This is a genomic window from Variovorax sp. V213 (assembly GCF_041154455.1).
Taxonomy (GTDB): Bacteria; Pseudomonadota; Gammaproteobacteria; order Burkholderiales; family Burkholderiaceae_C; genus Variovorax.
The window spans coordinates 975,414-999,176 of sequence record NZ_AP028665.1; the positions used below are offsets into that span (position 1 = coordinate 975,414).

The 23,763-nt window shown below is 65.5% G+C and carries 25 protein-coding genes; 5 read left to right on the top strand and 20 right to left on the bottom strand.

The features are described from left to right. Positions 1 to 289 precede the first annotated feature (289 nt). Positions 290 to 562, top strand: a complete 273-nt coding sequence (locus ACAM55_RS29815) for a helix-turn-helix domain-containing protein (protein WP_369656851.1) — start codon at positions 290 to 292, stop codon at positions 560 to 562. A 189-nt stretch (positions 563 to 751) separates the two neighbouring features. Here the strand turns inward: ACAM55_RS29815 and ACAM55_RS29820 are convergent, their stop codons facing one another. Beyond that, positions 752 to 898: a hypothetical protein gene (locus ACAM55_RS29820; protein ID WP_369656852.1), complete on the bottom strand. Its 147-nt coding sequence runs from the start codon at positions 896 to 898 to the stop codon at positions 752 to 754. A gap of 124 nt (positions 899 to 1,022) precedes the next feature. Here ACAM55_RS29820 and ACAM55_RS29825 point away from each other — a divergent pair, with 124 nt between their 5' ends. Both ACAM55_RS29825 and ACAM55_RS29830 read left to right on the top strand, forming a co-directional pair. Beyond that, the gene (locus ACAM55_RS29825) at positions 1,023 to 1,292 is read left to right on the top strand and encodes a type II toxin-antitoxin system RelE/ParE family toxin (RefSeq protein WP_369656853.1); all 270 of its coding nucleotides are present in this window, start codon (positions 1,023 to 1,025) and stop codon (positions 1,290 to 1,292) included. Positions 1,293 to 1,334: 42 nt separating this feature from the next. Next, positions 1,335 to 1,688 (top strand): HigA family addiction module antitoxin, encoded by a 354-nt coding sequence (locus ACAM55_RS29830; protein WP_369656854.1) that lies wholly within the window; start codon positions 1,335 to 1,337, stop codon positions 1,686 to 1,688. A 160-nt stretch (positions 1,689 to 1,848) separates the two neighbouring features. Here the strand turns inward: ACAM55_RS29830 and ACAM55_RS29835 are convergent, their stop codons facing one another. The 10 genes from ACAM55_RS29835 to ACAM55_RS29880 are packed head-to-tail and all read right to left on the bottom strand — an operon-like array spanning position 1,849 to position 12,081. Continuing rightward, positions 1,849 to 3,147, bottom strand: a complete 1,299-nt coding sequence (locus tag ACAM55_RS29835) for an SDR family NAD(P)-dependent oxidoreductase (RefSeq protein WP_369656855.1) — start codon at positions 3,145 to 3,147, stop codon at positions 1,849 to 1,851. Then, positions 3,144 to 3,707: a nuclear transport factor 2 family protein gene (locus ACAM55_RS29840; protein ID WP_369656856.1), complete on the bottom strand. Its 564-nt coding sequence runs from the start codon at positions 3,705 to 3,707 to the stop codon at positions 3,144 to 3,146. Before ACAM55_RS29840 ends, ACAM55_RS29835 begins: the two co-directional genes overlap by 4 nt. Beyond that, positions 3,704 to 4,084: a VOC family protein gene (locus ACAM55_RS29845; RefSeq protein ID WP_307572535.1), complete on the bottom strand. Its 381-nt coding sequence runs from the start codon at positions 4,082 to 4,084 to the stop codon at positions 3,704 to 3,706. Before ACAM55_RS29845 ends, ACAM55_RS29840 begins: the two co-directional genes overlap by 4 nt. Then, a complete protein-coding gene (locus ACAM55_RS29850) occupies positions 4,081 to 4,839 on the bottom strand; it encodes an SDR family NAD(P)-dependent oxidoreductase (RefSeq protein ID WP_369656857.1) in 759 nt (252 codons plus the stop codon). Before ACAM55_RS29850 ends, ACAM55_RS29845 begins: the two co-directional genes overlap by 4 nt. Continuing rightward, on the bottom strand, positions 4,836 to 6,968 hold the full coding sequence (locus tag ACAM55_RS29855; RefSeq protein ID WP_369656858.1) for an acetate--CoA ligase family protein: 2,133 nt from the start codon (positions 6,966 to 6,968) through the stop codon (positions 4,836 to 4,838). The genes ACAM55_RS29850 and ACAM55_RS29855 overlap by 4 nt, the downstream gene beginning before the upstream one ends. A gap of 1 nt (position 6,969) precedes the next feature. Then, a complete protein-coding gene (locus ACAM55_RS29860; protein ID WP_369656859.1) occupies positions 6,970 to 7,731 on the bottom strand; it encodes an enoyl-CoA hydratase/isomerase family protein in 762 nt (253 codons plus the stop codon). Continuing rightward, complete coding sequence (locus ACAM55_RS29865) at positions 7,728 to 8,837, bottom strand: acyl-CoA dehydrogenase family protein (RefSeq protein ID WP_369656860.1); 1,110 nt, start codon at positions 8,835 to 8,837, stop codon at positions 7,728 to 7,730. The genes ACAM55_RS29860 and ACAM55_RS29865 overlap by 4 nt, the downstream gene beginning before the upstream one ends. Before the next feature lie 3 nt (positions 8,838 to 8,840). After that, positions 8,841 to 10,001, bottom strand: a complete 1,161-nt coding sequence (locus tag ACAM55_RS29870) for an acyl-CoA dehydrogenase family protein (RefSeq protein ID WP_369656861.1) — start codon at positions 9,999 to 10,001, stop codon at positions 8,841 to 8,843. A 28-nt stretch (positions 10,002 to 10,029) separates the two neighbouring features. Further along, on the bottom strand, positions 10,030 to 10,968 hold the full coding sequence (locus ACAM55_RS29875) for a flavin reductase (protein WP_369656862.1): 939 nt from the start codon (positions 10,966 to 10,968) through the stop codon (positions 10,030 to 10,032). A 21-nt stretch (positions 10,969 to 10,989) separates the two neighbouring features. Beyond that, positions 10,990 to 12,081 carry an LLM class flavin-dependent oxidoreductase gene (locus ACAM55_RS29880; protein WP_369656863.1) on the bottom strand — a complete coding sequence of 364 codons (1,092 nt, stop codon included), beginning with the start codon at positions 12,079 to 12,081 and terminating at the stop codon, positions 10,990 to 10,992. A gap of 102 nt (positions 12,082 to 12,183) precedes the next feature. Between ACAM55_RS29880 and ACAM55_RS29885 the strand changes: the two genes are divergently transcribed. Continuing rightward, entirely contained in the window at positions 12,184 to 13,107 is a 924-nt protein-coding gene (locus ACAM55_RS29885; protein WP_369656864.1) for a LysR family transcriptional regulator, read from the top strand. Here ACAM55_RS29885 and ACAM55_RS29890 read toward each other — a convergent pair. After that, entirely contained in the window at positions 13,089 to 13,970 is an 882-nt protein-coding gene (locus tag ACAM55_RS29890; protein ID WP_369656865.1) for an SMP-30/gluconolactonase/LRE family protein, read from the bottom strand. The genes ACAM55_RS29885 and ACAM55_RS29890 overlap by 19 nt on opposite strands. Positions 13,971 to 14,107: 137 nt before the next feature. Between ACAM55_RS29890 and ACAM55_RS29895 the strand changes: the two genes are divergently transcribed. Beyond that, on the top strand, positions 14,108 to 15,064 hold the full coding sequence (locus ACAM55_RS29895) for a Bug family tripartite tricarboxylate transporter substrate binding protein (protein WP_369656866.1): 957 nt from the start codon (positions 14,108 to 14,110) through the stop codon (positions 15,062 to 15,064). 139 nt (positions 15,065 to 15,203) lie between these two features. On the opposite strand, the gene ACAM55_RS29900 is transcribed toward ACAM55_RS29895, so the two are convergent. The 8 genes from ACAM55_RS29900 to ACAM55_RS29935 all read right to left on the bottom strand — a co-directional run bounded on the left by ACAM55_RS29900 (position 15,204) and on the right by ACAM55_RS29935 (position 23,593). Then, positions 15,204 to 16,412, bottom strand: a complete 1,209-nt coding sequence (locus tag ACAM55_RS29900; protein WP_369656867.1) for a CaiB/BaiF CoA transferase family protein — start codon at positions 16,410 to 16,412, stop codon at positions 15,204 to 15,206. A gap of 35 nt (positions 16,413 to 16,447) precedes the next feature. After that, on the bottom strand, positions 16,448 to 17,614 hold the full coding sequence (locus ACAM55_RS29905) for an acyl-CoA dehydrogenase family protein (RefSeq protein WP_369656868.1): 1,167 nt from the start codon (positions 17,612 to 17,614) through the stop codon (positions 16,448 to 16,450). Positions 17,615 to 17,696: 82 nt separating this feature from the next. After that, positions 17,697 to 18,455: an SDR family NAD(P)-dependent oxidoreductase gene (locus tag ACAM55_RS29910; protein ID WP_369656869.1), complete on the bottom strand. Its 759-nt coding sequence runs from the start codon at positions 18,453 to 18,455 to the stop codon at positions 17,697 to 17,699. After that, complete coding sequence (locus ACAM55_RS29915; RefSeq protein WP_369656870.1) at positions 18,456 to 19,415, bottom strand: Bug family tripartite tricarboxylate transporter substrate binding protein; 960 nt, start codon at positions 19,413 to 19,415, stop codon at positions 18,456 to 18,458. Positions 19,416 to 19,770: 355 nt separating this feature from the next. Then, positions 19,771 to 20,130, bottom strand: a complete 360-nt coding sequence (locus ACAM55_RS29920) for a hypothetical protein (protein WP_369656871.1) — start codon at positions 20,128 to 20,130, stop codon at positions 19,771 to 19,773. Next, positions 20,131 to 21,447, bottom strand: a complete 1,317-nt coding sequence (locus tag ACAM55_RS29925) for an MFS transporter (RefSeq protein WP_369656872.1) — start codon at positions 21,445 to 21,447, stop codon at positions 20,131 to 20,133. It lies immediately after the preceding gene. 209 nt (positions 21,448 to 21,656) lie between these two features. Next, positions 21,657 to 22,391: an enoyl-CoA hydratase/isomerase family protein gene (locus ACAM55_RS29930; RefSeq protein WP_369656873.1), complete on the bottom strand. Its 735-nt coding sequence runs from the start codon at positions 22,389 to 22,391 to the stop codon at positions 21,657 to 21,659. Then, entirely contained in the window at positions 22,388 to 23,593 is a 1,206-nt protein-coding gene (locus ACAM55_RS29935) for a CaiB/BaiF CoA transferase family protein (RefSeq protein WP_369656874.1), read from the bottom strand. The genes ACAM55_RS29930 and ACAM55_RS29935 overlap by 4 nt, the downstream gene beginning before the upstream one ends. Positions 23,594 to 23,763 lie beyond the last annotated feature (170 nt).

A 23,763-nucleotide genomic window follows, 5' to 3' on the forward strand; every position in this document is an offset into this window, starting at 1 on the left:
CGCGCCGATGCGCGCCGCCGACAGGCTGCGCACGACAGACGCGCTTTGCTGCGGCCGGGCACGCGTCACTGAGACCGGCAACCTCAGTGGGCGAGCCGTTGGTAATGGCGAAGCGATCTGTCGACGCGTCATTTGGATTCGTTGGCAGCGATAAAAGCTCTCAATCTCGGCAACTAAGGCAATCCGCACGAAAGCCGATCCGTTGCGCGGTTCGAAACTCGGGGGCCTCTGCGCATTATGTACCATACAAACGGGTGCATAAAGAAGGCTGTGCGGCGAAATTCGTCGCATGCGATCGACGCAAGATCCCGCACTACTGAAAGCCTTTGCGGCCGAGCTGAAGGCTCGGCGGGCAGTGCGCGGAATCAATCAGGAGGAGCTTGGATTTGCGTCGGGTCTTAATCGCACATTCATCGCCAAGTTGGAGACGGCCACCACCAGCCCGTCATTGACCAGTCTGATCTTTCTCTGCAATGGGCTCGAGGTAGATCCGTCGGAGCTCATGAGCTCTCTGATGAAACGCTACAAGAAAGAGCTGCGGACCAAACCGACGGTCGGGTAGGATCTCTCGCCGATCATCCAGAGCCCTGCTGTTTACGGCGAGGACGCAACATTGCTTACTTAGCAATAAGGTGCAACGTGGTGCCCCTCATGTTCGATCTGTTGAGCCCGCAACCGCCTGGCCGTCTCCGGGTGGTCGGGCAGACGCCATCGCCGGCGGCCAGGTCGCGCAAGAAAGCCTCGAAGTCGTCTACATCGCGCCGGCCAAGGCCACGCCCAGCCGAAGCACCTGTCCGGTCAGAAACTGCGCGCGCGGGCCGGCCAGGTAGTCGAGCAACAGCATGCAGGCCTGCGGCGCCGAGCCCTGCGCCAGTTCCAGCGTTGATGCGCAGCCCATGCGCACCCCATTCGGCGGCCAGCGTGGCCACCAGCATCCGGGCGGCATCGGCGTTTACCGTTTACCGTTTACCGTTTACCGTTTACCGTTTACCGTTTACCGATAAACAATATATAATTGCGGCATGGCGATCCAATCCTTCTCCTGCCCTGATACCGAAGAGCTTTTCACCAAGGGCAAGAACGCTCGGTTCGCCAATGTCAAGGATGTGGCCACACGCAAGCTGACGCAACTGGATGCAGCTACCTCGGTTGCATTCATGAAGATGCCTCCGGGCAACGACCTGAAGTTTTACGACGATGCATGGCACGTCAGGATCAACCAGCAATGGCGCCTGACCTTCAAGTGGGGCGAGTCGGGGCCTTATGAAGTGAAGATCGAAGACCCACACTGACCGGCCAGCCTGCCGGAAACTGCACCTCGATAGGGCACTTTTATGATGAAGAATGGAATGCGTCCGGTTCACCCGGGCGAGGTCCTCCGTGAGGACTACTTGAAGCCGCTCGGCATGACGGCAAACGCGCTGGCCAAGGCACTGCATGTGCCTGCCTCGCGCATCAACGACATCGTGCTCGAGCGCCGCGGCATCACGCCCGACACGGCGCTTCGCCTGACCCGCTATTTCGGCGGTGAAGAGGCAGACGCGCAAGGCTGGATCAACATGCAAGCGACCTACGATTTCAAGGTCGCGCAGAAGGCCGTTGCCAAGGCCATCGCCAAGGAAGTGAAGCCGCGAGACGACAAGGAAGCTGCGGCGCACAACGACGAGCGATTTGCCCTAGGTGCCTGAGCTCTAGAAGGTCAAGTATCTCGGTTGGGCGATAGCGCTTGCACTTCCGCTGGCGGCCGGCGCTGATACCGCCCTCCAACGAATTCGAAGCCCAACGCGCTCAGCAGGCGGCTTGGTTCTGACGGCCGCGGTGGTCCGGTCGGTGGCGTTCAGTCCATAGCTAAGTCAATCCTCGGTGGCAATCGAGAGTCACGGCCAGCCGAAGCACCTGCCCGGTCAGAAACTGCGCGCGCGGGCCGGCCACGTAGTCCAGCAGCGGCAGGCAGGCCTGCGGCGCCGAGCCCTGCGGCGGTTCCAGCGCGTTGATGCGCAGCCCATGCGCGCCCCATTCAGCGGCCAGCGTGGCCACCAGCATCCGGGCCGCATCGGCGTCGCCGGCCAGTTGCCAGCCGAGCGTCGGTTCGGGCGCAGGCAGCAGCAGCGTGAGGCTGGCCAGCGCGGCGTGGCTCGAACGAAAGCTGCGAGCCGCATCGAGCACGGCATCCAGCCGCGTGCCGGGCTGCGCATACAGCGCGCGAGCGTCGATGACAGCCGGATAGCCCGTGCGGTCGAGGTTGCCTGCATGCGCACGCACCCACACGCCCAGTGCGGCTTGCCAGGCAGGCTCGCGCACGGACTCGAGATGCGGACGCAACGGTGTATCGAATGGAAGGGGCGAATGCTCGCAGGCCGGTAGCGGCTGGCTTCCTCCGCACACGGACGAGCCGCCGTCGAGCACCAGCAGCTGTCCGGTGAGCACGCGCGCGCCGGGACTGGCCAGGAAGCACAACGCCTCGGCCATGTCCTCGGGCTCGGCCATCCGGCCCATGGGGATCTTCGACACCGCCCGCGCAAGGTTCAGCCGACCGCCTTCGATCAGGCGTTGCACAAGTTCGGTCCGCACGAAGCCCGGCGCCAGCGTGGTCACCGTCCACTCGGGGCGGACTTGCGCCAACGCGCGGCTCTGCCCGATCAGTCCGGCCTTGCTGGGGCTGTAGAGACCGCGCCACGGAATCGCGCGCAGGCCTGCGCCGGAAGCCACATTGACGATGCGCGCGCCGGCAAGCAGATGCGGCGCACAGGCCTGCACCATCCGCGCCGGCGCGGACAGGTTGAGCGCGAGAAGGCGAGCCGCCGTGCCGTCCTCACGCCCGGACGTGGCCTCGGCACCACCCGCCGAAAGGCCCGCGTTGTTGATCAATGCATCGAGCGGCGGAATGTCGTGCCCCAGGCGCTCGATCCGCGCCGCATCTGTCAGGTCGGCCACGAGGTTCATCGGTGGCTCGGCATCGGGGGGCCAGGCGGCTTCGAGGCGCTGCAGCGCGTCCGCATCGGCGTCGACCAGAACGCAGCGCCATCCCGCTCGCGCCAGGCTCAACGCCGTGGCGCGGCCGATGCCTGCAGCGGCGCCGGTGAGCAACACGGTGTGCGGCCCGGCCAGGGGACGCTCACGAGGCGCGCGCGACGAATCGGTCGTCATGCGGTCGGTCGACTCCAGGCGCCGCGCACGTCGCTCAACAGCGCGTACACGGCGTCGTCCGGCGCGGCCCTGCCGACCGGCTGGCGCATGCCGAACAGCACGGCGTCATCTTGCGTCAGCTCTGGCCGTGTGCGCTCCTCGATCCAGTCGTAGACCACGGTCCGCGCGGCCACGCGCCATTCGCCGCCGCGGCGCTCGAAACGGTCCACGTAACGGCCGCAAAGGAAGGTCTCGCGATCCGGCTGCGCAGCCGTCGCCTGCAGCGCGAAGAAGCTGCTTTCCACCGCAGCAACCTCGCCATGCAGTTCGATCAGTACATTGGTGATCTGGTGGACGCGGCGTCCGCCCTGCCGCAACCTGCCCAACGCTTGCGCGATGAAACCGGCGGCGCTGCCGTTCCACGCGCCGTGGCAATCCGTGGCGTCCTCCCAGTAGGCCGAACGCAAGGCAGCCTCGTCGCAGCGGTCGATGCCCCGGCAATAACGCAACAGGCAGTCGCGGATCGCTTCGCGGTCCAGCAGCGATTGCAAGCCCGCCGACATCGGCTCGGGTGCGCTCATTCAGCAGTGGGCGCAGCGCGCCGAAACAGCTGCACCAGGTTGCCCTCGGGATCGCGCAGCGACAGCACGGCCCCGTGGCCACCCATGTCGCGCAGGCCCAGCACCTGCCCGCCGGCGGCGACGATGCGCTCCTGCGCGCCTTCGAAGTCGTCCACCTCCAGCACCATCACCAGCCCGCTGGTTGCGGGCGCCGCCTCTTCAAGGCAGGCCAGGGCCACATTGGTATTGCCCACACCGTACTGGATCCAGCGGTCGCCATCGCGAAACTTCATCGGCAGGCCGAGCGCACCCTCGTAGAAGGCATGCAGGCTGGCCGGCTCCTTCGCCACCACGAACACGTTCTGCACCCGCTTGGGCGATGCTACGGCGCCGCTCACAGCGAGGTCTCCGAGGCGCCGCCGTCCAGGCGCAGCACGTCCGCGGTGAAGAAGCGCGAGCTGTCGCCAGCCAGGAAGCAGATGGCATCGGCGATGTCCTCCACGGTGCCCAGGCGGCCCAGCGGCGTGCGTGCGATGCGCCGGGCATCGAGCTCTGCGTTGCGATGCTTGGCCGTGCCCTCCGTAGGCACTGCACCGGGCGCCACCGCGTTCACGCGAATGTTGCGCGCGCCCAGCTCGGCCGCCGATGCCCGGGTGATGCCCAGCACGCCGGCCTTGATGCCGCTGTAGACCACCGATCGCATGGGCGACTTGAAGGCTGCGATGGAGGCCACGTTGATGATGGAGCCGCCGCGCTCCGGGTCCATGGCCTCGGCCGCCGCCTGGGTGCCCCAGATCACCGATTTGAAGCCGATCTCCACCATCCGGTCCATGACCTCGGGGGTGATCTCCGCGAGCGGCTGGTAGCGCACCCAGGCGGCGTTGTTGACCATGATGTCCAGCCGCCCCGCATCGCGCGTGAACTGCGCCACGGCCTCGCGCATGCCTTCGCGCGTCGACACATCGCAGGGCAGCCCGATGGCCTGGCCGCCCAGCGCGCGGATCTCGGCCACGGCCTCCTCCACGAACTCGGGCTTCAGGTCGTTGATGCCGACCGTGGCGCCCAGGCGGGCCATGGCGCGTGCGGTGGCACGACCGATGCCGTGGCCGGCGCCGCTGATGAAGGCCGCTCGGCCTGAAAGAGACAGGGTCATGGCTGTGCTTTCGTGAAGGGTGGCTCGGGCACCAGCAGGGCGTCCAGCGCATGCGCGCCGCGCCCCAGGTCCAGCACCACGAGAGGGTTGATATCGATCTCGGACACGCTGTCGCCATGGCGCACGGCAAACCGCGACAGCGCCGCGATGGCCCTCGCCGCCGCCGGCACGTCGGCCTTGGGCCGGCCGCGCGCGCCGTCGAGCAGCGCAAAGGCCTTGAGCGACTGCAGCATGGCGGTGGCCTGCGCCTCGTCGACAGGCGCCGGCTGCAGCGCCACGTCCTTGAAGATCTCGGCAAAGATGCCGCCCAGGCCGACCATCACCATCGGGCCGAACATCGGGTCCTTCTTGGTGCCGAGGATCAGCTCCACGCCGCCCTGCACCATCTGCGCGACGAGCACGCCGGCAATGCGCGCCTCGGGCGCCTTCTGCGCCACACGCGCGAGCAGGTTCCCGTATTCCTCGAGCAGTTGCGCTTCGGAGCGCACGCCGACGAACACGCCGCCGACCTCGGTCTTGTGGGCGATGTCGGGCGAGACGATCTTGAGCACCAGCGGAAAGCCCATCGTGCGCGCCGCGGCGAGCGCCTCGTCGCGATTGGTGGCGATCGCTTCCCGCGGCACGGGCAGGCCGGCCTCCGCCAGCACGGCCTTGGCGCTCGCCTCGGTGGCGAAGGCCTCTACGGCCAGCGGCGCGCGCTCGATGGCCGGCGCCCCAGCCCGTGCGGCGTCGCGCGCACCGAAGCGCAGCAGCGCCGCCAGGGTCGCGCAGGCCGCATCGATGCCTTCGACCACGGGAAAGCCCATGGCGTTGAGCGTGGCTCGCACGTCCTGCGGCGCGCGGGCACACAAAAGGATCAGGCGCGAAGGATGGTCCTTGCGCACCTGCTCCAGCGCGGCAAGAAACACATCGCGCAGCCGGGGCACATGAAAGGCATTGGCCGACTGCAGGATCAGCGCATCGCAACTGACATCCCGCGCCACGGCATCCAGCACCTGGGCCAGCACCTCGGGCCGGCTCGACACCTGCGCCGTCATGTCGACCGGGTTGGACGGCGCGGCGAAGGGCACGACCGAGAGGATGCGCTCCTGTGTCTGCGCGGCAAGCTTGGGCAGCGCCAGGCCTTGCGCGCTGGCCGCATCGGCCAGCAGCACGCCGAAACCGCCGGAAGCCGTAAGCACGGCCACACGGTGGCCGCCGGGCACGCGCGCCGGACCGACGACAGACAGCGCATGGCCAACTTCGAGCAGCTGCTCGACGCTGGGCACGCGGATGGCGCCGCCGTTGCGCAGCACGGCATCGAACACGGCGTCGGAACAGGCCAGCGCGCCGGTGTGCGAGGCCGCAGCCTCGCTGCCGGCCTCCGAAACGCCGACCTTCAGAACCACCAGGGGCTTGCCCGCCTCGCGGGCCATGGCCATGGCCTGCGTCAGCTTCGTGCCGTCGCGGCAGGTTTCCATGCAGCACAGGATCACCGAGGTGCCCGGGTCCGCAGCGAGCGAGGCGATCGCATCGGCGATGTCCACGTCGCATTCGTTGCCCGTGGTCAGCATGCGACTGACGCCCAGGCCGCGCTCGCCGGCCAGGCGCAGGGTGAAGCTGCCCAGGTTGCCGCTCTGCGAGACGATGCCCACCGGGCCGGCGACGGGAAAGGACGACTCCAATGCCACCGAGAAGGTGGCGATGCACTTGTCGGGCACGCCGATCGCACCCAGGCAGTTGGGGCCGACCACGCGCATGCCCGTGGCCCGCCCGACATCGCCGATCTGGGCCTGCAGGCGACTGCCCTCCTCGCCCATCTCGGAAAACCCGGCCGACAGGATGACCGCCGCCTTCACGCCGCGCCGGGCGCAATCCTTCACCGCGTCGAGCACGCCCGCGGGCGGCACGGCGACCACGGCCAGCTCGGGCGCTTCGGGCACGTCGTCCAGGCTTGCATAGGCTGGCAGCGATTGCACGAGGCCCGCCTTGCGGTTGATCGGGTAGATGCCCCCCGCGTAGCCGTACTTCTGCAGGAACTGCAGGGGCCGGCCGCCGATCTTGGTGACGTCGTCCGACGCCCCGAACATGGCGATCGAGCGCGGCTTGAACAGCGCGTCCATGCCGCGCCCCACTTCCACGATTGGCATCTCAGCGCCCCTTGTAGACAGGTTTTCGCTTCTCGAGGAAGGCCTTGCGGGCTTCCTGCGCATCCTCGGTGCGGGCCAGCGCCATGGTGAAGTTCTGCTCGAAGCGATAGCCGTCGCGCTGCGGCATCAGGTCCATCATGTTGGCGGCCTGCTTGGCATAAGCGATGGCCAGAGGCGCCTTGGAGGCGATCTCCTGCGCAATCTCCATGGCCAGCGGCATCAGCTGTTCCGCAGGCACCACTTCGTCGATCACGCCGCGGCGGTACAGCTCGGCGGCGGGCACCTTCATGCCGGTGAAGAACATGCGGCGCGTGAATGAACGCCCGACCATGGTCCGCAGCATCGAGACACCACCCGCGAGCCCGACGTTGATCTCGGGCATGGCAAAGGTGGCGTCCTCGCTCGCCAGGAAGATGTCGCAGGAGGCCATGAGGCCGAAGCCCGCGCCCAGCGCGGGGCCGTTGACGGCCGCGATCACGGGCTTGGCGCATTCGCGGATGGCATTGCCCGTCTCGCGCGTCCAGCGGTTGTGATCGAGGAAATCGCCAGCCTTGTCGGCGTTGGGCCGATCCTTCAGGTCCGCGCCCGAGCAGAAGAACTTGCCAGTGCCCGTGAGAATCGCCACGCGCACGTCGGAGCGCTCGGAGACCTCGTCGAAGATTTCGATCAGGCGGCGGCGCGTGGCGCGGTCCAGCGCGTTGACCGGTGGCTTGTCCAGCCGGACGACGGCGATGCAGTCGGAAACTTCCAGATTGATGCTCATCGCACGCTCCCGGTTTGGTTGGAAAGAGAAACTTGTGGTGCGCAGGCCTGTGGCGCCAGCAGCCGGGCGACGTGCAAGAGCCGGTCGCCGTAGCGAAACTCGGAGGCGATGAGGCGCTGCGCCATGCGGGTGGCCAGCACCTCCTCGCTCACGCCCATGCCGCCGTGCATCTGGATGGCCGATTCGGCGCATGCGCGCGCCGACTCGGCCAGCGACACCTTGGCCAGGCGCAAGGTGCGGCGCAGGTCGGGCGCAGCCTGCTCGTGTTCGTGGAAGCAGTGGATCACGAGGCCCTTGGCGCCCAGGTACTTCACGTACATGTCGGCGACGCGATGCCGCAGCACCTGGAAGCTCGAGAGCGCCACGCCGAACTGGCGCCGCTCCTTCAGGTGGGTCACGGTCTGGCGGATCAACGTGGCCAGTGCCGCGACGGTGTCGACGGCCGTCAGCAGCAGGGCAGCATCGGTTGCCTTGGCGCGCGCGTCATGTGCAGAGGCGCCACGCGCGATACACGCGCTCTCGGGCACGGCCAGTTGCGCCAGCGCGAAATCCGCGCCCAGGCGGCCCTCCATCGTCCGATACCGGGCCCTCGGTGCGCCGACGCGTTCGGCATCGATCAGGAAGATGGCGTCATCGCCGTCGACCTGCGCAGGCACGAGGTAATGCGTGGCAGGCAAGGTCGCGTCGACGCCCTGCACGGCCCCGCTCAGTTCGTAGCCGATGTCGAGGTGCCGAGCCGTCACGGCATCGACGTCGGGCGTCGCGGACAAGGCGGTCAGGGGCGCGATTTGCACGCTGCCCTCGGCCACCGCCTCCAGCCAGCGCCTGGCCGTTTCGGCACCCGCGGCCTGCAGCAACAGCGGCACCACGGCGCAGGTCTCGACCACCGGCAGCTGCAGGCCATGCGCGGCAAGCCCCTCCACGATGGACGCGAGATCGCCCAGGTTGCCGCCCACGCCGCCGGCCTCCTCGGGCACGAGGGTGGCCGTCCAGCCCAGTTCGCGCACGGGGTCGCCCTGGATCTGGACGGCGATGTGGTCTTCGGCATAGCGGCTCGCCGCGTCCAGCAGCATGCCGGGAAAGAGCGACGGAAAAGAAGTGGACATGGCTCAGGCTCCCAGCAGTTCGTTGGCGACCACGTTGCGCTGCACCTCGGAGGTGCCGCCGGCGATGGTGCGGGCGCGCGTGAACATGTAGTTCTGGATCCAGGTGGCGTCGGGCACGTCGTCCCCCACCTCGGCGAGAAAACGATGGGCAGCATCGGGACCGACCGCATCGAGGGCGATGGTCGTCAGGCGCTGCGCGACGTCGGCGCAGGTCATCTTGATGACCGAGGGCTGCACGCCCAGCGGGCGCTGGTGGATCAGGTCGTCGGTGGCCTGCGCCATCATCACGCGCGCGCCCTTCACGTCGGCCTCGCACATCAGCAGCTTGTGGTGCAGGCCGCTGAAGTCGCGCAGCCCCGCGGTGGCACGGCTCGCCCCTTCCACCAGTTGCGTGACCTGGCGGCGCATGAGCTCCAGCCGCGCCACGTTGGCCGGCGGAAGGCGTTCGCGCTCGAGCAGGAATTTGGCACAAGTCCAGCCCTTGCCGACTTCGCCGACGAGGTTGTCGGCGCGCACGCGCACCTCGTCGAAAAACACCTCGTTCAGGTGGTGCCAGCCGTCGATGGTCTTGATGGGACGCACGGTGATACCAGGGGTGTCCATGGGCACCAGCAGCAGCGAGATGCCTTCCTGCTTCTTCGTTTCCTTCGACGTGCGCACCAGCATGTAGATCATGCTCGCCTCGTGGGCATGCGAGGTCCAGATCTTCTGGCCGTTGACGACCCACTCGTCGCCGTCCAGGCGCGCCGTGGTGGACAGCGAAGCGAGGTCGGAACCCGAGCCCGGCTCCGAGTAACCCTGGCACCACCAGTCCGAGCCGTCGAGGATGCGCGGCAGGAACCGCGCCTTCTGCTCGGGCGTGCCGAAGCGGATGATCACCGGGCCGATGTGGCCCAGGCCGTGGTGGTAGAGCGGCGGGCAGTCGTTCTCGGCCATCACCTCCTCGAAGATGAGGCGCTGGCGAATGTCCCACCCTGTGCCGCCGGCTTCGCGGGGCCAGCTCGGCGCGCCCCAGCCCCTGGCATTCAGGATCTGCTGCCAGGCCTGGTATTCGCGCTTGGTGATCTTCTGGCCGGCCGCGACCACGGCGCGGATCTCTGGCGGGCAGGCGCTGCGCACGAACGATTCGAGTTCGCGCCGAAAGCCGGCGTAGTCGATGGACATCTTGTCTCCTGTGGAATATCGAAAAGGCTCAACCCTTGCGCAGCTGCGCGATCAGCTCGTCCAGGGCGGCGGTGGCACCGGCGGCGTCGCGCTGGCGCAGGTTGTGCGCCACCTTGCGGCGCAGCGGATACAGGTCGGGACGCGGGCGCACCGAGAGCACATGCGTCATGCGCTCTCGCAGCACGCTGGTCATGGTCTGCGCCATCAGCGTCAATGCTTCGTTGTGGCCGGCCGCGGCAATCGAGGAGAAGAACGCGCTGGCGGAGGCAATGCGCTCTTTCAGCGGTGCGTCGTCAGAGTGCGCCTCGATGGCATCGGCAGCTTCATGCACCGCGTCCAGCTCGGCCTCGGTGGCGCGTTCGCTGGCCAGGCGCAGCAGCGTGCCGTAGAGCGTGCGGTAGGCCTCGTCGATGTCGGCGTCTCCCAGCCGCCCTTCAACGACCAGTTTGCGCAGCGACTCGGCCAGCTTCATGTAGGCGCCCTTGTAGAACACCAGTGCCTGGTCGGCTGCGCCGGCGCCCAGATGCCGCACCTCGCCGATGAAGATGGTGTGGTCGCCGGCCTCGTGCGTTGCATGCACGCGGCATTCGAAACTCGCCAGGCAATCGTCGATCACCGGCATGCCCAGCGCGCCGGCACGCCACGGCACGCCCTCGAACTTGTCCTCGATCTTGCTCGATGCGAACCGGCCGGACAGCGCGTCCTGCTGCTCGGAGAGGATGTTGATGACAAAGCCGTCCGCCGCCTGGAAGGTGCCCAGCAGCCGGCTCGCATTGCGCAGGCTGAACAGCACCAGCGGGGGGTCCAGCGAGACCGAACTGAAGGAGTTGCATGTCAGGCCGGCCGGCCGGCCGTCCGGCGTGCATGTGGTGATGACGGCCACGCCGGTCGGAAAGCAACCGAGCAACTGGCGGAACTGGGCGGGCTCGATGGCGCAGCGGGTGCTTTCTTCAGCGACTTCGGACATGGCGTCTCCTGGCGCTCGGCCTCAGGCCGCGGCGAGTTCGGCCGGGGCCGCGGGCTGGTGCGGCGGGTCGTTGGCGATCTCCTGCTGCACCGTCGGAATGATGACCTTGCCCCAGACCTCGAGCTGGCGCAGCATGGCCGGGTGATCGAAGTCGCCCATCTGCGTCTGGAAGCAGTAGTGCACCGGCTTGAGCGTGCGGATCTCATTGACCACGCGCTCGATCACCGTGTCGATGTCGCCCACGGGCAGCAGCGCGCGCATCTCGTCCAGCGTGGGCTCGCCTTCGACGATGCCTTCCTCGACCTGGTAGTCGTCGGCGATCTGCGCGGTGCGGCGCTTCAGGCTCACCGCAATGCGGCGCTGGTAGCGGGCACACTCGAGGTAGCTTTCCACCTCGTCCTTGTTGCTGCTCGCATAGGCCGCGCGCAGCAGGCCGACCTGCACGCGGGCGGGGTCCTTGCCCTCCGCCGTGGCCACCTTGTCGATGAGCGCGCGGGTGCTCGCCAGCTTCTCCAGGCCGCCGTCGCCGCCGGAAACGAAGACGTGGTGATCGGACTTCACGGCGCGCGACAGAAAGGCCGGATCGACGCTCGTGATCCACATCGGCGGCATGGGGCGCTGCACTGCGCGCTGGCTGATCGCGCTCATCGGCTGCTGGTAGTACGCCCCGTCGTAGCTGAACTTGGGCTGCGTCAGGCCCGCCTCGAGCATGTCGAGCATCTCGAAGGTGCGGGCCTTGGCCGATTCCAGCGACACGCCGAACCGCTCGAACTCGAACTGCTGGTAGCCCGAGCCGATGCCCAGGTTCAGGCGGCCGTTCGACAGCTGGTCGACCATTGCCACGTCCGCGATCAGGCGCGCCGGCGTGTACAACGGAGCCACGACAATGCCGGTCCCCAGGCGGATGTTGCGCGTAACGGCGGCGCAATGCGCGATCATGGTCAACGGCGACGAGCACATGCCGTAGTTGCTGAAATGGTGCTCCGCGTACCACGCGGCACCAAAGCCCAGTTCGTCCGCCAGGCGCGTCTGCTCGATGGCATCGCGCAGAATCTGGTGGGAGGTCTTATGCTTGTTCCGCTGCTGCATCAAAATGAAGATTCCGAAATCCATCGCTGTCGCTCCTGGTTGGCTGTTTTCGATCGAGGTCCATCGTAGGAACTCAGCGCCTGCGTGGCTCACCAGCGAACGCACAGCTTCTTTGCGTCTTTCGAAATGAAGGCTCTCGACTCGCTGCGCATCTTTGTCGCCACCCAGAGGAAAGGCAGCCTCTCGGCCGCGGCCCGCAGCCTCAGCCTTTCGCCGGCGACCATCTCGCGGCGCATCAGCGCACTGGAAGAAGAACTGGGTGTGCAATTGGTGGACCGCACCAGCCGCAACCTCAAGGTGACCGAAGCGGGCCAGGCCTTCCTGGAGCGGGCCGAGGCGATGCTGGAACTGATGAGCGAAGCCGAGCAGGCCGTGCACAACGCGCGGCAGCGGCCCGAAGGCCGGCTGCGCGTCCATTCGCGCACGCACATCGGCCTGCGGGTGCTGGCACCGCTGCTGCCGCGCTTCGCGGAGCTCTATCCCGACATCCGCGTCGAGCTCGAACTCTCCGAGCATCCGATCAACCTGGTGGAGCATGACTTCGACGTGGACATCCGCACCGGCGAGTCCAACGATTCGGGCTTCGTCATCAAGCGACTGCTATCGAGCGACGAAGTGCTGGTGGCCAGCCCGGCCTTCCTGAAGATCTATTCGCGCATCCGGCACCCGAGCGACCTGCCGCAGGTGCGCTGCCTCACCTACCGGCGTGACCGCGAGGTGATCACCTGGAAGTACATCGACGAGGCCGGCGAGCAGCAGGAGCTGAACATCCAGGGCGTGCTGAGCGCGAACAACGGCGAGCTGCTGCGGCTTGCAGCCATCGGCGGCATGGGCGTGGCGCTGCTGTCCGAGGCCACGGTGCGCAACGACCTGCGCGATGGCACGCTGGTGCGGCTGCTCCCCGAATACCGCTTCGCCGTCCGTGCGTTCTCCAACGGCGTCTTCGCCGTCTTCCGGCAGAGCCGCGCGCTGCCGCTGAAGGTTCGCGCGTTCGTCGACTATGTGGCGGACGCGCTCCGAACCGAGCCCCCTCAGGCCCCGCCGAAATGATGGGGCAAGCGCCCCGGCGCGGGCAGGCCTGAGATCCGGAACAGCCCGCCGTCCTGCGCCTTGCGCCCTTCCAGCCGTGCGCTGCGGGAAATCGAGGTCAGGTACATGTCCTCCAGACGCGGCCCGCCGAAGCAGATGCTGGTCGGGTAGCTCATCGGCAGGTCGACCAGAAGGTCCAGACCGCCGTCGGGTGCAAAGCGCGCAAGCCGGGCCGCGCGGGTCAGCACGGTCCAGAGGAACCCTTGCGCGTCGACCGTCGCGCCGTCGGGACCGGCGTCGAACGCGTGCGTCTTCGCAAAAACGCGCTTGTTGTGCAACGGCCCGTCCGGCTCGTAGTCGTAGGCCCAGATGATTCGCTCCAGGCTGTCGGCCAGGTACAGCACACGGCCGTCAAGACTGAAGCACGGTCCGTTCGCAAAGCCGATGTCGTCGGCCAGCTGCTCCACGCGCGCGTCGGTGCGCAGCCGGTAGAGCCCACCCGCCACCGCCTCCCCGGCCTGGCGATCCAGATGCATGGTGCCCGCCAGGAAGTGGCCCGCCGGATCGCACTTTCCGTCGTTGAAGCGAACCTTCGGATCATCGATGGGGATGCGGGCCAGATGCTCCAGCGTCCGCGTCGCGAAGTCGTAGCGCGCGAAGCTGTTGCGCAGCGCCATCACGACGGCCGCGCCGCGGCAAGGCGCGATCGAACCCACCGGCGCAGGCAGCAGGTGCCGCTCGGGCTCCCCGGCTTCGGGTTTCAGCCGCCACAACGTGCCCGACAACGCGTCGATCCAGTTCAGCGCCTGGGCATCGGCATCCCAGCACGGGCTCTCGCCCAATTGGTCCTTCGTCGTTCCGACTCTGATGATCTGCACGGCCATCGGCCAAGTGTGCAAGGCGGGACGCCGCGCAGGCGGCGCATCCCGCAAAGCTGCTTTTCATTCCTTGCAGACCGGTGCCCGCGGAGGACATCTAGACTGAATGCAGAGCCCGATCCCGGGCCGGAACAGGAGACAACATGAGCTATCGCAAACTCGCCATCGGGTTGGCGCTGGGTGCCTGCGCGCTCGCACCCGCACTGGCCCAGCAGGTGACCCGCATCGTCGTGCCGTTCGCCGCCGGCGGCGGCACCGACCAGTACTGCCGCATCCTCGCCCAGGAACTCAACAAGCAGGGCCTGAACGTGATCATCGAGAACAAGCCGGGCGCCAGCGGCATCCTCGCGGCCGACTACGTCGCGCGCGCCAAGCCGGACGGCCAGACGGTGCTCGTGTCCTCGCTGGGTACGCTCGCGAACAACAGCGTGCTCTACGACAAGCTGCCCTACGACCCCGCGAAGGACTTCGCGCCGGTCACGCAGATCGCCTACCAGCCCGCCATCGTCGTGGGCCGCACCGATTTGCCGTACAAGAACATCAAGGAGATGGTGGCCTACGCCAAGCAGAACCCCGGCAAGATCAATCGCGGTTCGCCCGGCGCGGCCATCCTGACCAACCTGGCCCCCATTGCCTTCGAAAAGGAACAAGGCTTCAGCACTTTGCACATTCCTTTCAACGGGGACGCCCCCGCGCTGCAGGCCCTGCTGGGCAACCAGATCGACATCCACGGCACGTCGATCACCGGATCGCTGCCCTATGTGAAGGCCGGCAAGTTGCGCGTGCTCGGCGTGATGGATTCACAGCGCCTGCCACAGGTGCCCGACGCCCCCACCTTCAAGGAGCAGGGCTTCGATATGGAAGCCACGCTGTGGTACTCCCTCTCGGTTCCCGCCGGCACCCCCAGGCCGGCGATCGATCGCCTGAACAAGGCCGTGAACCAGGTGATCGCCGACCCCGAATTCGTGGCCCGCGCGCGCGCCATCGGCATGGAGCCCCGCGGCGGCACGCCCGAAGAGCTGGGGAAGTTCATCAAGGTCGAGGCCGACCGCTGGCTTCCGATCCTGCGCAGCCTGAATCTGCCCAAGCAATCGCACTGATCACAGGGCTCATGCACAACGCCCCGGACTCGCGGCCCTTTGAGGGGTGGAGTTCCGGGGCGTTGCTGCGATAGCGGCTGGCAATTTCAGCAGCAGCCGGCGCGGGGCGACCCGTTCGGTTTCGCGCATGCGATGCCATTCATTTGATGACGCTCCTCTGACTCAGGGATTCAAGTTGGCCATCGCCCATCTCGAGCAGTTCACGCAGCACTTCGGCCGTGTGCTCCCCCAGGTGCGGCGGGTGGTGGCGCACGCCAGAGCGCGCACCGTCGATGATGTAGGGCGGCGCGTGGACGGCCTGCGGCCCCGCCTGTGCGTCTTCGAACTGGTGCCAGACCTGTGTCTGCGCCGTACGGTCCGACTGCAGCGCTTCATAGAGGCCGAGCACCTCCCCGCAGGGAATGCCTGCCTTGTTCATGCGTTCGATGAGATCGGCGCGTGAAAACTGTCCGATCTTCGCAAGCAGGAGCGGCAGCAATTCATGCCGGTGCTTCGAGCGTTCGGTGTTGGTGGCGAACTTCGGATCGACCGGCAGTTCGGGGCAAAAAATCACCTCGTCGCAGAACTTCCTGAACTGGCCGTTGTTGCCGACGGCGATCACTACCGGGCCATCGGCAGCCTTGAAGACACCATAAGGCACGATCGATGGGTGCGAGTTGCCGAACTTGGCCGGGTCGCCCTTGTTCAGCCAGGCGGTGAGCCCGTAGTAGGAGGTGATCATCATCCCGCTGTCGTACAGCGACATCTGGATGTGGCGGCCTTCACCGGTGCGCGTGCGTTCGAAGAGCACGGCCAGGATGGCCTGGGCCGAGTACATGCCGGTGAACATGTCGACCGCGGCAATGCCGAACTTCAGCGGGCCCTGGCCTTCTTCGCCGTTCATGGCCATCAAGCCGGTTTCGCCCTGGATCACGAGGTCGTAGCCCGGCCGCGCCTTTTCCTGGCTCAGCACCGAATAGCCCGAGATCGAGCAGTAGATGATCTTCGGGTTGAGGCTGCGCAGGTCTTCGTAGCCCAGGCCCATCTTCTGCGCGCCGCCGTACTTGAAGTTCTGGATGACCACGTCGCACTGCGCTGCGAGTTTGCGCACGATGTTCTGGCCCTCCTTGTCCTGCAGGTCCACGCAGATGGAGCGCTTGTTGCGGTTGCAGCTGTTGAAGTAGGACGTGTTGTGGCTGCCGATGCGCACGCCCCAGTCGCGCGTGTCGTCGCCGCGCTCGGGATGCTCGACCTTGATCACGTCCGCGCCCAGGTCGGCCAGCGCCATGCCGCACAGCGGGCCTGCCATGACCCTGGACAAGTCCAGCACGCGGATGCCGGCAAGAGGTTGCATGGAAGAGTGGATCATTCGGTATTCCTCGGATCTTGCGTGGTGCAGTTCGCTCATTCGCCCAGGCGATAGCCGGCCGCGGCGATGGTGCGCTTGGCGATGTTCAGCTGATGGATCTGGCTCGTGCCTTCGTAGAGGCGGAACAGCCGGACGTCGCGGTAGAAGCGCTCGATGGGATGGCCGTGGATGAAACCCGTGCCGCCCAGCATCTGCACGCAGCGGTCCGCCACGCGCCCGCACATCTCCGACGCGAAGTACTTGCAGATCGACGCCTGCATGGTCACGTCCTCACCGGCGTCGCGCTGGCGCGCGGTCTGCAGGATCAATGCCCGTGCGGCCTGGATTTCGGTCTGGCAGTCGGCGATCAAGGCCTGCACCAGCTGGAAGCTGGCGACCGGCTGGCCGAATTGCCGACGCTGGCAGGTCCACGCGACGGCTTCGTCCAGCATGCGGATGGCGGGGCCCGTGCACAGCGCCGCAAGATGGATGCGCTGCTTGTTGAGCACCTTCATTGCCGTCTTGAAGCCCATGCCCTCCACGCCGCCGATGATGCTGTCGGCCGGCACGCGGCAGTCGGCCAGATGCACCTCGGACACCGGCGAGCCGGCCTGCCCCATCTTGCGGTACGGCTCGCCCGTTGCAAGCCCGGGCGTTCCGCGCTCGACCAGGAAAGCCGATATGCCGTGGGCGGACCGATCTTGCGGATCGGTGCGCGCCATCACCGTGAACAGCCCCGCGATCGGCGCATTGGTGATGAAGCACTTGGTTCCGTTGAGCACGTAGTGATCGCCATCGCGTACGGCGCTCGTCGTCAGTGCGGTCGCGTCCGAGCCGGCACCGGGCTCGGTCAGCGCGAATGCGCCGGTCAGGGCGCCACTGGCCAGCAACGGCAGGTAGCGGGCCTTCTGCTCGGGCGTGCCGTCTGCGACCAGGGCCTCGGAGCCAATGCCGGTATTGGTTCCAACGCGCGCCCTGAAAGCAACGGAGGCTTGCGACAGCTCCATCGCAGCCAGCACCAGTTCTTCGGTCGTCATCCCGCCGCCGTTCCACGCCTGGGGAATGGACCACCCGAAAAAGCCCCGGCTCGCCAGGTCATCCACGAGGTCGGCGGGCACTTCGTCCAGCTGCTCGACCTCCGCCTCACGCGGAATCAGTTGCTCGCGCACGTAGCGCCGCAGCGCGCCCAGCGTTTCATTGAACGCAGAAGGATCTCGGATCATATGTTCTCTTCACAATGAAGGCATGGCGGCATGCCTTGTTCTCGATGGGTCCGACCGGCCTCCCGTGGCAGGCCCGGCGGCATCAGTTGGCGGTGTAGCCGCCGTCGACCGGCAGGATGGTTCCGGTCACGTAGCGCGCCTGCTGCGAAGCCAGGAACACCACAGGCCCTGCGATGTCCTGCGGGTCGCCCACGCGGCGCAGAAACGTGCGGCGCACCATCCGCTCATGGCGCTCGGCGTCATCCGCGATGTGGGCGGTCATGGGCGTCATCACCAAGCCGGGTGCCACGGCATTGACGCGCACGCCATGAGGCCCGAAATCTCGCGCCAGGAACTTGGTCAATTGAGCGACAGCGCCCTTCGAGGCGCCATAGGCCATGTGGGCCGAGGTCGCGACGAGCGAGGTGATGGATGCCACGTTGACGACGGCGCCGCGTGTGCGGTACAGGCCTTCGGTGCATGCCACCGTCAGATTGAGCACGCCCTTGACGTTCACCGCCATCACGTGGTCGATGTCTTCCGAAAGCGCCTGTGCCTCGAACGTGGCACTGCGGCCACCCACACCGGCGTTGTTCACGAGCACGCCCACGGGGCCCCAAGCCTGCTCCACGTCGGCAACCAAGGCGGCGCATTGCGCGGCATCGCGCACGTCCAGCGCATGGGGTCGCACCCGGTCGGTGGGGTAGCCCGTGCGCGCGGCCGCGTCGCGCGTCCCGTCGGCGTCCAGGTCGGTCAGTGCCACGCGGCAGCCGGCCTCGAGCAGGCGGGTTGCAATGGCAAAACCGATTCCCTGGCTCGCGCCGCTGACCAGGGCCACGGTGTCGTCGAACAGCGGACTCATTCATTGCCCCTGCTTGGGCAGGTCCAGGCGCTGAAGCAGGGGCACCCAGCGCTGCGTCTCGGCCTTCACATAGTCGGCCAGCGCTTGCGGTGTGCCGCCGCGAGGCTCCATGCCGATCGCTTGCGAACGCGCGATGAAGTCAGGATCGACCAACACCTGGTTGACGGCGCGGTTGAGCTTGTCGACAGTGTCCTTCGGCGTGGCGGCAGGCGCGGAAAGCGCATACCAGAGCAGCGCCTCGATGTCGTAGCCCTGCTCCTTGAAAGTGGGTGCTTCCGGCACCTGCGGGAGACGCTTGGAGTCCATCACACCCAGTACGCGCATCTTGCCCGCCTTGACGTGCTGCAGCGGGCCAGTGATGGAGGTGCCCTGGATGTCGGTCTGGCTGCCGAGCAGGGCCTGCAGGCCGGGAGAATCTCCGTTGAACGGGATGTGCGTCGTGCGGATGCCGGCCATGCCCTCGAAGGCCAGTGGCGCCAGGTTGGTCAGGACGGATGCGCCCGGGGAGCCCCGGTTGATCTTGTCCGGATGGGCCTTGGCATAAGCCACCATTTCCTTGATGTTCTTGTAAGGCAGATCCGAGCGTCCCACGATGATGGTCGGCTGATAGGCGATCTGTGTGACCGGCGTGAAGCTCTTCACGGGGTCGTAGGGCAGTTTGTCGTACATCACGGTGTTGCTGGCCAGAATGCTCAGCGAGCTCATCAGCAAGGTGGTGCCATCGGGCTTGGAACGGGCCACGCTGTCTGCTGCCACGATGCCGCTGGCGCCGGGCTTGTTCTCCACGATGGTCTGGGTGCCATGCTTGGTGAGCTCCGAAGCCAGCAGCCGCGCGTATTGGTCCGTTCCGCCGCCAGCCGCGAAAGGAACCACGATACGCAGGGGTTGCTGAGCCTGCGCCGCAGCGACGGCGAGGCCCAGCCCGAGCAGAAAGCCGCTGAGGCGCTTTCGGATATGCATTGCGATGTCTCCTGAATGGGCCGCTGAGAATGGTTTTTTCTCAGTTTAGGAGCGCGGGAATCGCGACATGCATCAAGGCATGAAAAGGTGCTTTGTAGTTTTAGGGGGAATTGCTGCGGACTGCATCCGAACGGCAAGCAACAGCCAACAGCGGCTAAGCCACGCGGCCGACCAACCCGACGATAACCATAGGTACGTCAACACCCCTTTATCGGTCGTTGATTCAGTCTCACGTCTCACTCGTGACAACGAAAGTCACGAGAACACTCTATTGCCATCGCTGGGCAAACGGTCAAGGCGCGGGAACCCTCGCGATCGATCGCTTAGTCCAGGTCCGGCGCCTCCGCACAGCTGCCTAAGCCGCCAAGGTCGGCAACCTGGCTGTACAGGTTTGCCAGTGTTGATGGCGCTTTAGGCTGGCCACTCCGGGTACCCGTGAATCGATCGAGAGAAGCCCGAATACATGCGGGAGATTGCCCGACAGGCGTGCCACGCCACACCGCGGGGCTGTTTCTTCCACACCAATCGCAAAAGGCTCTTGCTCGCGAAAGAAGAGCGCCTTCACGACCTCGCCCCGCATCTTCGTCTCCGTGCGATTCAGTTCGGCCGTGCTTCCCACCGCCACGGCGGACACCGAGACAAGGCGGCCCTTGACCTCCAGCATCAGCTTCGCGTACAGGTGGGTCTCGGGAGCATCAGCCAACGAGGAGGGCATTCACAGCTTTTTGAAGGCGGTCTCGCGCATCGCAAGCACCGTGACGATGCCCGAAATGGCGAAGCCGATAACTAAGAAAGTCGGAGCGATACCCAGCCCCGTGACGCCCACGAGCCATGTGGCGATGAATGGGGCAAATCCTCCGGCGATGGCGGTCGACAGGCTGTAGATCGATGACATCCACCCGCTCCTGAGTTCAGTCGGAAAAATCTCGATCAGCGTGGCGGTGCCAGGCCCGCAGAATAGCGACAGCATCAATGCCAGAGCCACTTCGACGATGAGCGCTTCGGCAAAACCGCCACCGGCCAAGAGAAACGAGAATAGGAGGTAGGTGAACACCGCGAACACCGCGCAGCCTGCCAGCAACACTGGACGGCGGCCCACACGGTCCGAGATCGCCCCCATGATCGGCGTGGCAGCGACCAGCGCGACGAGCCCCAGACTGCTGATCCAGAATGTCTCCGAGGCAGGAATCTTCACATGTTTCTGCAAGAAAACTGGCATGTAACTCATTACGATAAAAAAGAGCAGGGACCAGGTCGACGCTAGGCTGAAAGTCACAATCGAGTTTTTCAGCTTGTTCGAATGGCGGGCCACTGGGGCGCGCATCTGACCCGAGGTACGCTCAGCCTTGAGCTTTTCGAAGGCAGGGGTTTCTCCGATTCGCCGGCGAATCACCACCGCGATCGGCCCGATGACCGCCGCGAACAAGAACGGCACACGCCATCCCCAGTTGTTGAAGGCTTCCTGGTTCAGCGTCGAACTGAGTATGGCTACCGTGATCGAGCCGAACAGGAGGCCGAGTGCGCCAGAAACCTGATGCAGGCTGCCGAAGAATCCACGTTTCGAATCGGGTGCCCATTCAACCATGTACATAGCCGCCGCGGCCCATTCACCGCCGAGCGAGAAGCCCTGGATCAGCCGCAGAGTGACCAGAAAGATTGGAGCCCACAGTCCAATACTGTCGTATGTGGGAAGGCAACCGATGGCAAACGTGCTTAAGGCCATCATCCACATGGTCGAGACCAGAAGCGAGCGTCGCCCGAGGCGATTGCCCAATTGCCCGAGCACAATGCCGCCAAGCGGTCGCGCTACAAAGCCTACGCCGAAGGTCGCGAAGGAAAGCAGCAACGACGTGCTATCAGAGGCGAAATGGAAAAAATTCTTCGAGAAGACAACGGCCAGATAGCTGTACGTTGCGAATTCGAACCATTCCAGAAAATGGCCGATTCCGCTCGCTAACATCGCCTTGTAACCCATGCCTGCAGTCGAGCTGCGCGGGGATGCTTCCCCTTGAAGGTTCATCGCTTGGTCCATATAAACTCCTGTCTGATAGACAACGGCTACGTGGTACGTACCGCCGAGCTTGGCCGCCCTGCCAGGCCACCAGGTCGACCCGATAAGGTCATTGAAATTCTTGACGCGATGGATGAATGAGACCGCGTTGAAGCGGATGGCCGCTGCAAGAAGTCAGCGGTCAATCTGACCATCTCGAATGAGCGACGTTGGGAACAGCGATCACCTCGTTACCCCCGCTGTGCCCGCGCAAGTTCCTGCATAGTGGCCCCGGCTTGGAGTGCTTCGACAAAGCCGGCTTCTGTCACTGTCGCGAAACGCGATTTCATGAGGGAAAACGCCGCCTGCGGCTTCTTCGCCAGCATCAGCGCGGCTGATGAGCTTCTTGAGAGCAGTTCGTCACGCGAAACCGTCGCGTCGACCAAGCCGATCTGCCCGCAGTGCTCGGCGGACAAGCGCGCGCCGCTCAAGACGATTTGATGCGCAATGGCTTGAGGCATAAAAAGTCCGAGCAACCACGGCGCCAAGGCGCTCACCAAGCCCCTGTCAATCTCGGGAAAACCGAGTTCGAACTCTGGCGAAGCCAAGCGCGAATCTGAGAACAGCGCGAGGGCCGCCCCGCCGCCTAGGGTTAGTCCATTGAGTGCCGAGACCAAGGGCTTCGGGAAAGCACGAATAGCGCGATAGAGACTGCCGATCTCGAGCATCACGGCATTTGCTTCAGCCGGCGAGAGAGTCGACAGTTCTTTAATATCGTGTCCGGCACAGAACGCCCTGCCGTTGGCAGCCAGTACAAGCGCGGAGACTTCGTCATCGTGCCCCGCTTGATCGAATAACTGGCGCAAATCCTCCCGCATGGTCCGGTTGATCGCGTTGAGTTGATCCGGGCGATTCAGATGCACGACGAGCACACTGTCATGCCGATGCAGTGTGATCGTGGACCATTGGCGCGATGAGCAGTTCATATGATCTTCTTCGCGCGCAAGTCCGCCAGCGCCGCGTCACTCAAGCCAAGCAGGCTTCGCAGCACATCGTCAGTCGCTTCGCCTAGCGACGGACCCGATGTGACTACACGCCCAGGTGTTCGCGACAGTTTGGGCACGGGTGCTTGCATCGTGACCGTGCCGCCGGCGCCGTCCGGACGTGTCACGAAGTTTTCACGGGCCGCTACCTGGGGGTGACTTGCGACTTCTGCTACGTCTAGAATCGGCGCGCATGGAACATCGCTCTCCTGGAGCAGGCGAATTACGGTGTCCCGATCATGCGAACGAACCCAGGTGCGCACGATGTTCTCTATCTCGTCCCTGTGCTTGACGCGCAGCGCGTTGGTGGTGAATTTCGAGTTGCTGTCCGCCAGATGCGGTGCGCTCATCGCGGTGGAAAGACGTGCGAACATCTTGTCGTCCGGTACGCCAATGGTGACGAAGCGGCCGTCAGCGCATTCGTAGTTCGCAGTTGGCGCCACGGTGGCCACTTGCGATCCGAAACGTTGACGCACGAACCCGGTGCGGTTGAATACGGCAAATGCTTCGTCCATCGTCTTGAGCATTGGCTCATAGAGCGCCAAGTCCACGACCTGGCCGAGCCCGGAGCGCTCCCGCTCGAACAGCGCCAGCATCAGTCCTAGTGCACCATAGACCCCCGCGACGTAATCTGCGAGCGAGGTGGGCCCCGGGTTGGCCGGCGGGCGGTCCACTTCACCGCTGATGGACAGGACGCCACTGAATGCATGCGCAATGCGTGCGAGCCCGATGTGCTCTCTCAGGGGGCCATTCTGGCCAAACGCCGACAGACGCAGCATCACCAGGCGGCGGTTGGCCGCGTGCAGCGTTTCCCAATCCAAACCCCAGCGCTCGAAGGTGCCGGGGCGGAAGTTCTCGACCACTACATCTGCTCGCTTTGCAAGGTCAATGAACAGATCGCGGCCTTCGGGCTTGCTCAGATCCAGAGTGACGGAGCGTTTGTTGCGATTCTCATTGAGCCACTGCATAGAAGCGTCTGGGGACGTTCCTTTGGTTCCGAATCGCCGAAGCGGATCTCCGCGCGGATGTTCGATCTTGATGACTTGCGCGCCGAACTCCGCGAGAACGGATGCACTCAGCGGCGCCGCGATATACGTCGCCGCATCGAGAACGACCACCCCACTTAAAGCAGATTCCTCAGACATTGACATGTGCCGATCCAAGTAAAAGAAAACTGTAAGCGAGCAGCCATCCCACCTTGACCAAGTGATAGCTTACCGAGCCGCAGACTTTCGGAGTCCTCCAAAACCAGGAACTCGCATTTGGTAGGGCGTTGTTCGTCGCACTCGGCGCGCTAACGGCCACCGAAGCAATG

Excerpts from the sequence above, each read along its gene's own strand:
- ACAM55_RS29930 (WP_369656873.1), bottom strand. The coding sequence starts at position 22,391 with ATGAACTGCTCATCGCGCCAATGGTCCACGATCACACTGCATCGGCAT.
- ACAM55_RS29935 (WP_369656874.1), bottom strand. The coding sequence starts at position 23,593 with ATGTCTGAGGAATCTGCTTTAAGTGGGGTGGTCGTTCTCGATGCGGCG.
- ACAM55_RS29895 (WP_369656866.1), top strand. The coding sequence starts at position 14,108 with ATGAGCTATCGCAAACTCGCCATCGGGTTGGCGCTGGGTGCCTGCGCG.
- ACAM55_RS29875 (WP_369656862.1), bottom strand. The coding sequence starts at position 10,968 with ATGTCCGAAGTCGCTGAAGAAAGCACCCGCTGCGCCATCGAGCCCGCC.
- ACAM55_RS29925 (WP_369656872.1), bottom strand. The coding sequence starts at position 21,447 with ATGGACCAAGCGATGAACCTTCAAGGGGAAGCATCCCCGCGCAGCTCG.
- ACAM55_RS29915 (WP_369656870.1), bottom strand. The coding sequence starts at position 19,415 with ATGCATATCCGAAAGCGCCTCAGCGGCTTTCTGCTCGGGCTGGGCCTC.
- ACAM55_RS29860 (WP_369656859.1), bottom strand. The coding sequence starts at position 7,731 with ATGAGCATCAATCTGGAAGTTTCCGACTGCATCGCCGTCGTCCGGCTG.
- ACAM55_RS29850 (WP_369656857.1), bottom strand. The coding sequence starts at position 4,839 with ATGACCCTGTCTCTTTCAGGCCGAGCGGCCTTCATCAGCGGCGCCGGC.
- ACAM55_RS29865 (WP_369656860.1), bottom strand. The coding sequence starts at position 8,837 with ATGTCCACTTCTTTTCCGTCGCTCTTTCCCGGCATGCTGCTGGACGCG.
- ACAM55_RS29900 (WP_369656867.1), bottom strand. The coding sequence starts at position 16,412 with ATGATCCACTCTTCCATGCAACCTCTTGCCGGCATCCGCGTGCTGGAC.
- ACAM55_RS29880 (WP_369656863.1), bottom strand. The coding sequence starts at position 12,081 with ATGGATTTCGGAATCTTCATTTTGATGCAGCAGCGGAACAAGCATAAG.
- ACAM55_RS29890 (WP_369656865.1), bottom strand. The coding sequence starts at position 13,970 with ATGGCCGTGCAGATCATCAGAGTCGGAACGACGAAGGACCAATTGGGC.
- ACAM55_RS29815 (WP_369656851.1), top strand. The coding sequence starts at position 290 with ATGCGATCGACGCAAGATCCCGCACTACTGAAAGCCTTTGCGGCCGAG.
- ACAM55_RS29840 (WP_369656856.1), bottom strand. The coding sequence starts at position 3,707 with ATGAGCGCACCCGAGCCGATGTCGGCGGGCTTGCAATCGCTGCTGGAC.
- ACAM55_RS29835 (WP_369656855.1), bottom strand. The coding sequence starts at position 3,147 with ATGACGACCGATTCGTCGCGCGCGCCTCGTGAGCGTCCCCTGGCCGGG.
- ACAM55_RS29920 (WP_369656871.1), bottom strand. The coding sequence starts at position 20,130 with ATGCCCTCCTCGTTGGCTGATGCTCCCGAGACCCACCTGTACGCGAAG.
- ACAM55_RS29825 (WP_369656853.1), top strand. The coding sequence starts at position 1,023 with ATGGCGATCCAATCCTTCTCCTGCCCTGATACCGAAGAGCTTTTCACC.
- ACAM55_RS29910 (WP_369656869.1), bottom strand. The coding sequence starts at position 18,455 with ATGAGTCCGCTGTTCGACGACACCGTGGCCCTGGTCAGCGGCGCGAGC.
- ACAM55_RS29855 (WP_369656858.1), bottom strand. The coding sequence starts at position 6,968 with ATGCCAATCGTGGAAGTGGGGCGCGGCATGGACGCGCTGTTCAAGCCG.
- ACAM55_RS29870 (WP_369656861.1), bottom strand. The coding sequence starts at position 10,001 with ATGTCCATCGACTACGCCGGCTTTCGGCGCGAACTCGAATCGTTCGTG.
- ACAM55_RS29885 (WP_369656864.1), top strand. The coding sequence starts at position 12,184 with ATGAAGGCTCTCGACTCGCTGCGCATCTTTGTCGCCACCCAGAGGAAA.
- ACAM55_RS29905 (WP_369656868.1), bottom strand. The coding sequence starts at position 17,614 with ATGATCCGAGATCCTTCTGCGTTCAATGAAACGCTGGGCGCGCTGCGG.
- ACAM55_RS29820 (WP_369656852.1), bottom strand. The coding sequence starts at position 898 with ATGGGCTGCGCATCAACGCTGGAACTGGCGCAGGGCTCGGCGCCGCAG.
- ACAM55_RS29830 (WP_369656854.1), top strand. The coding sequence starts at position 1,335 with ATGATGAAGAATGGAATGCGTCCGGTTCACCCGGGCGAGGTCCTCCGT.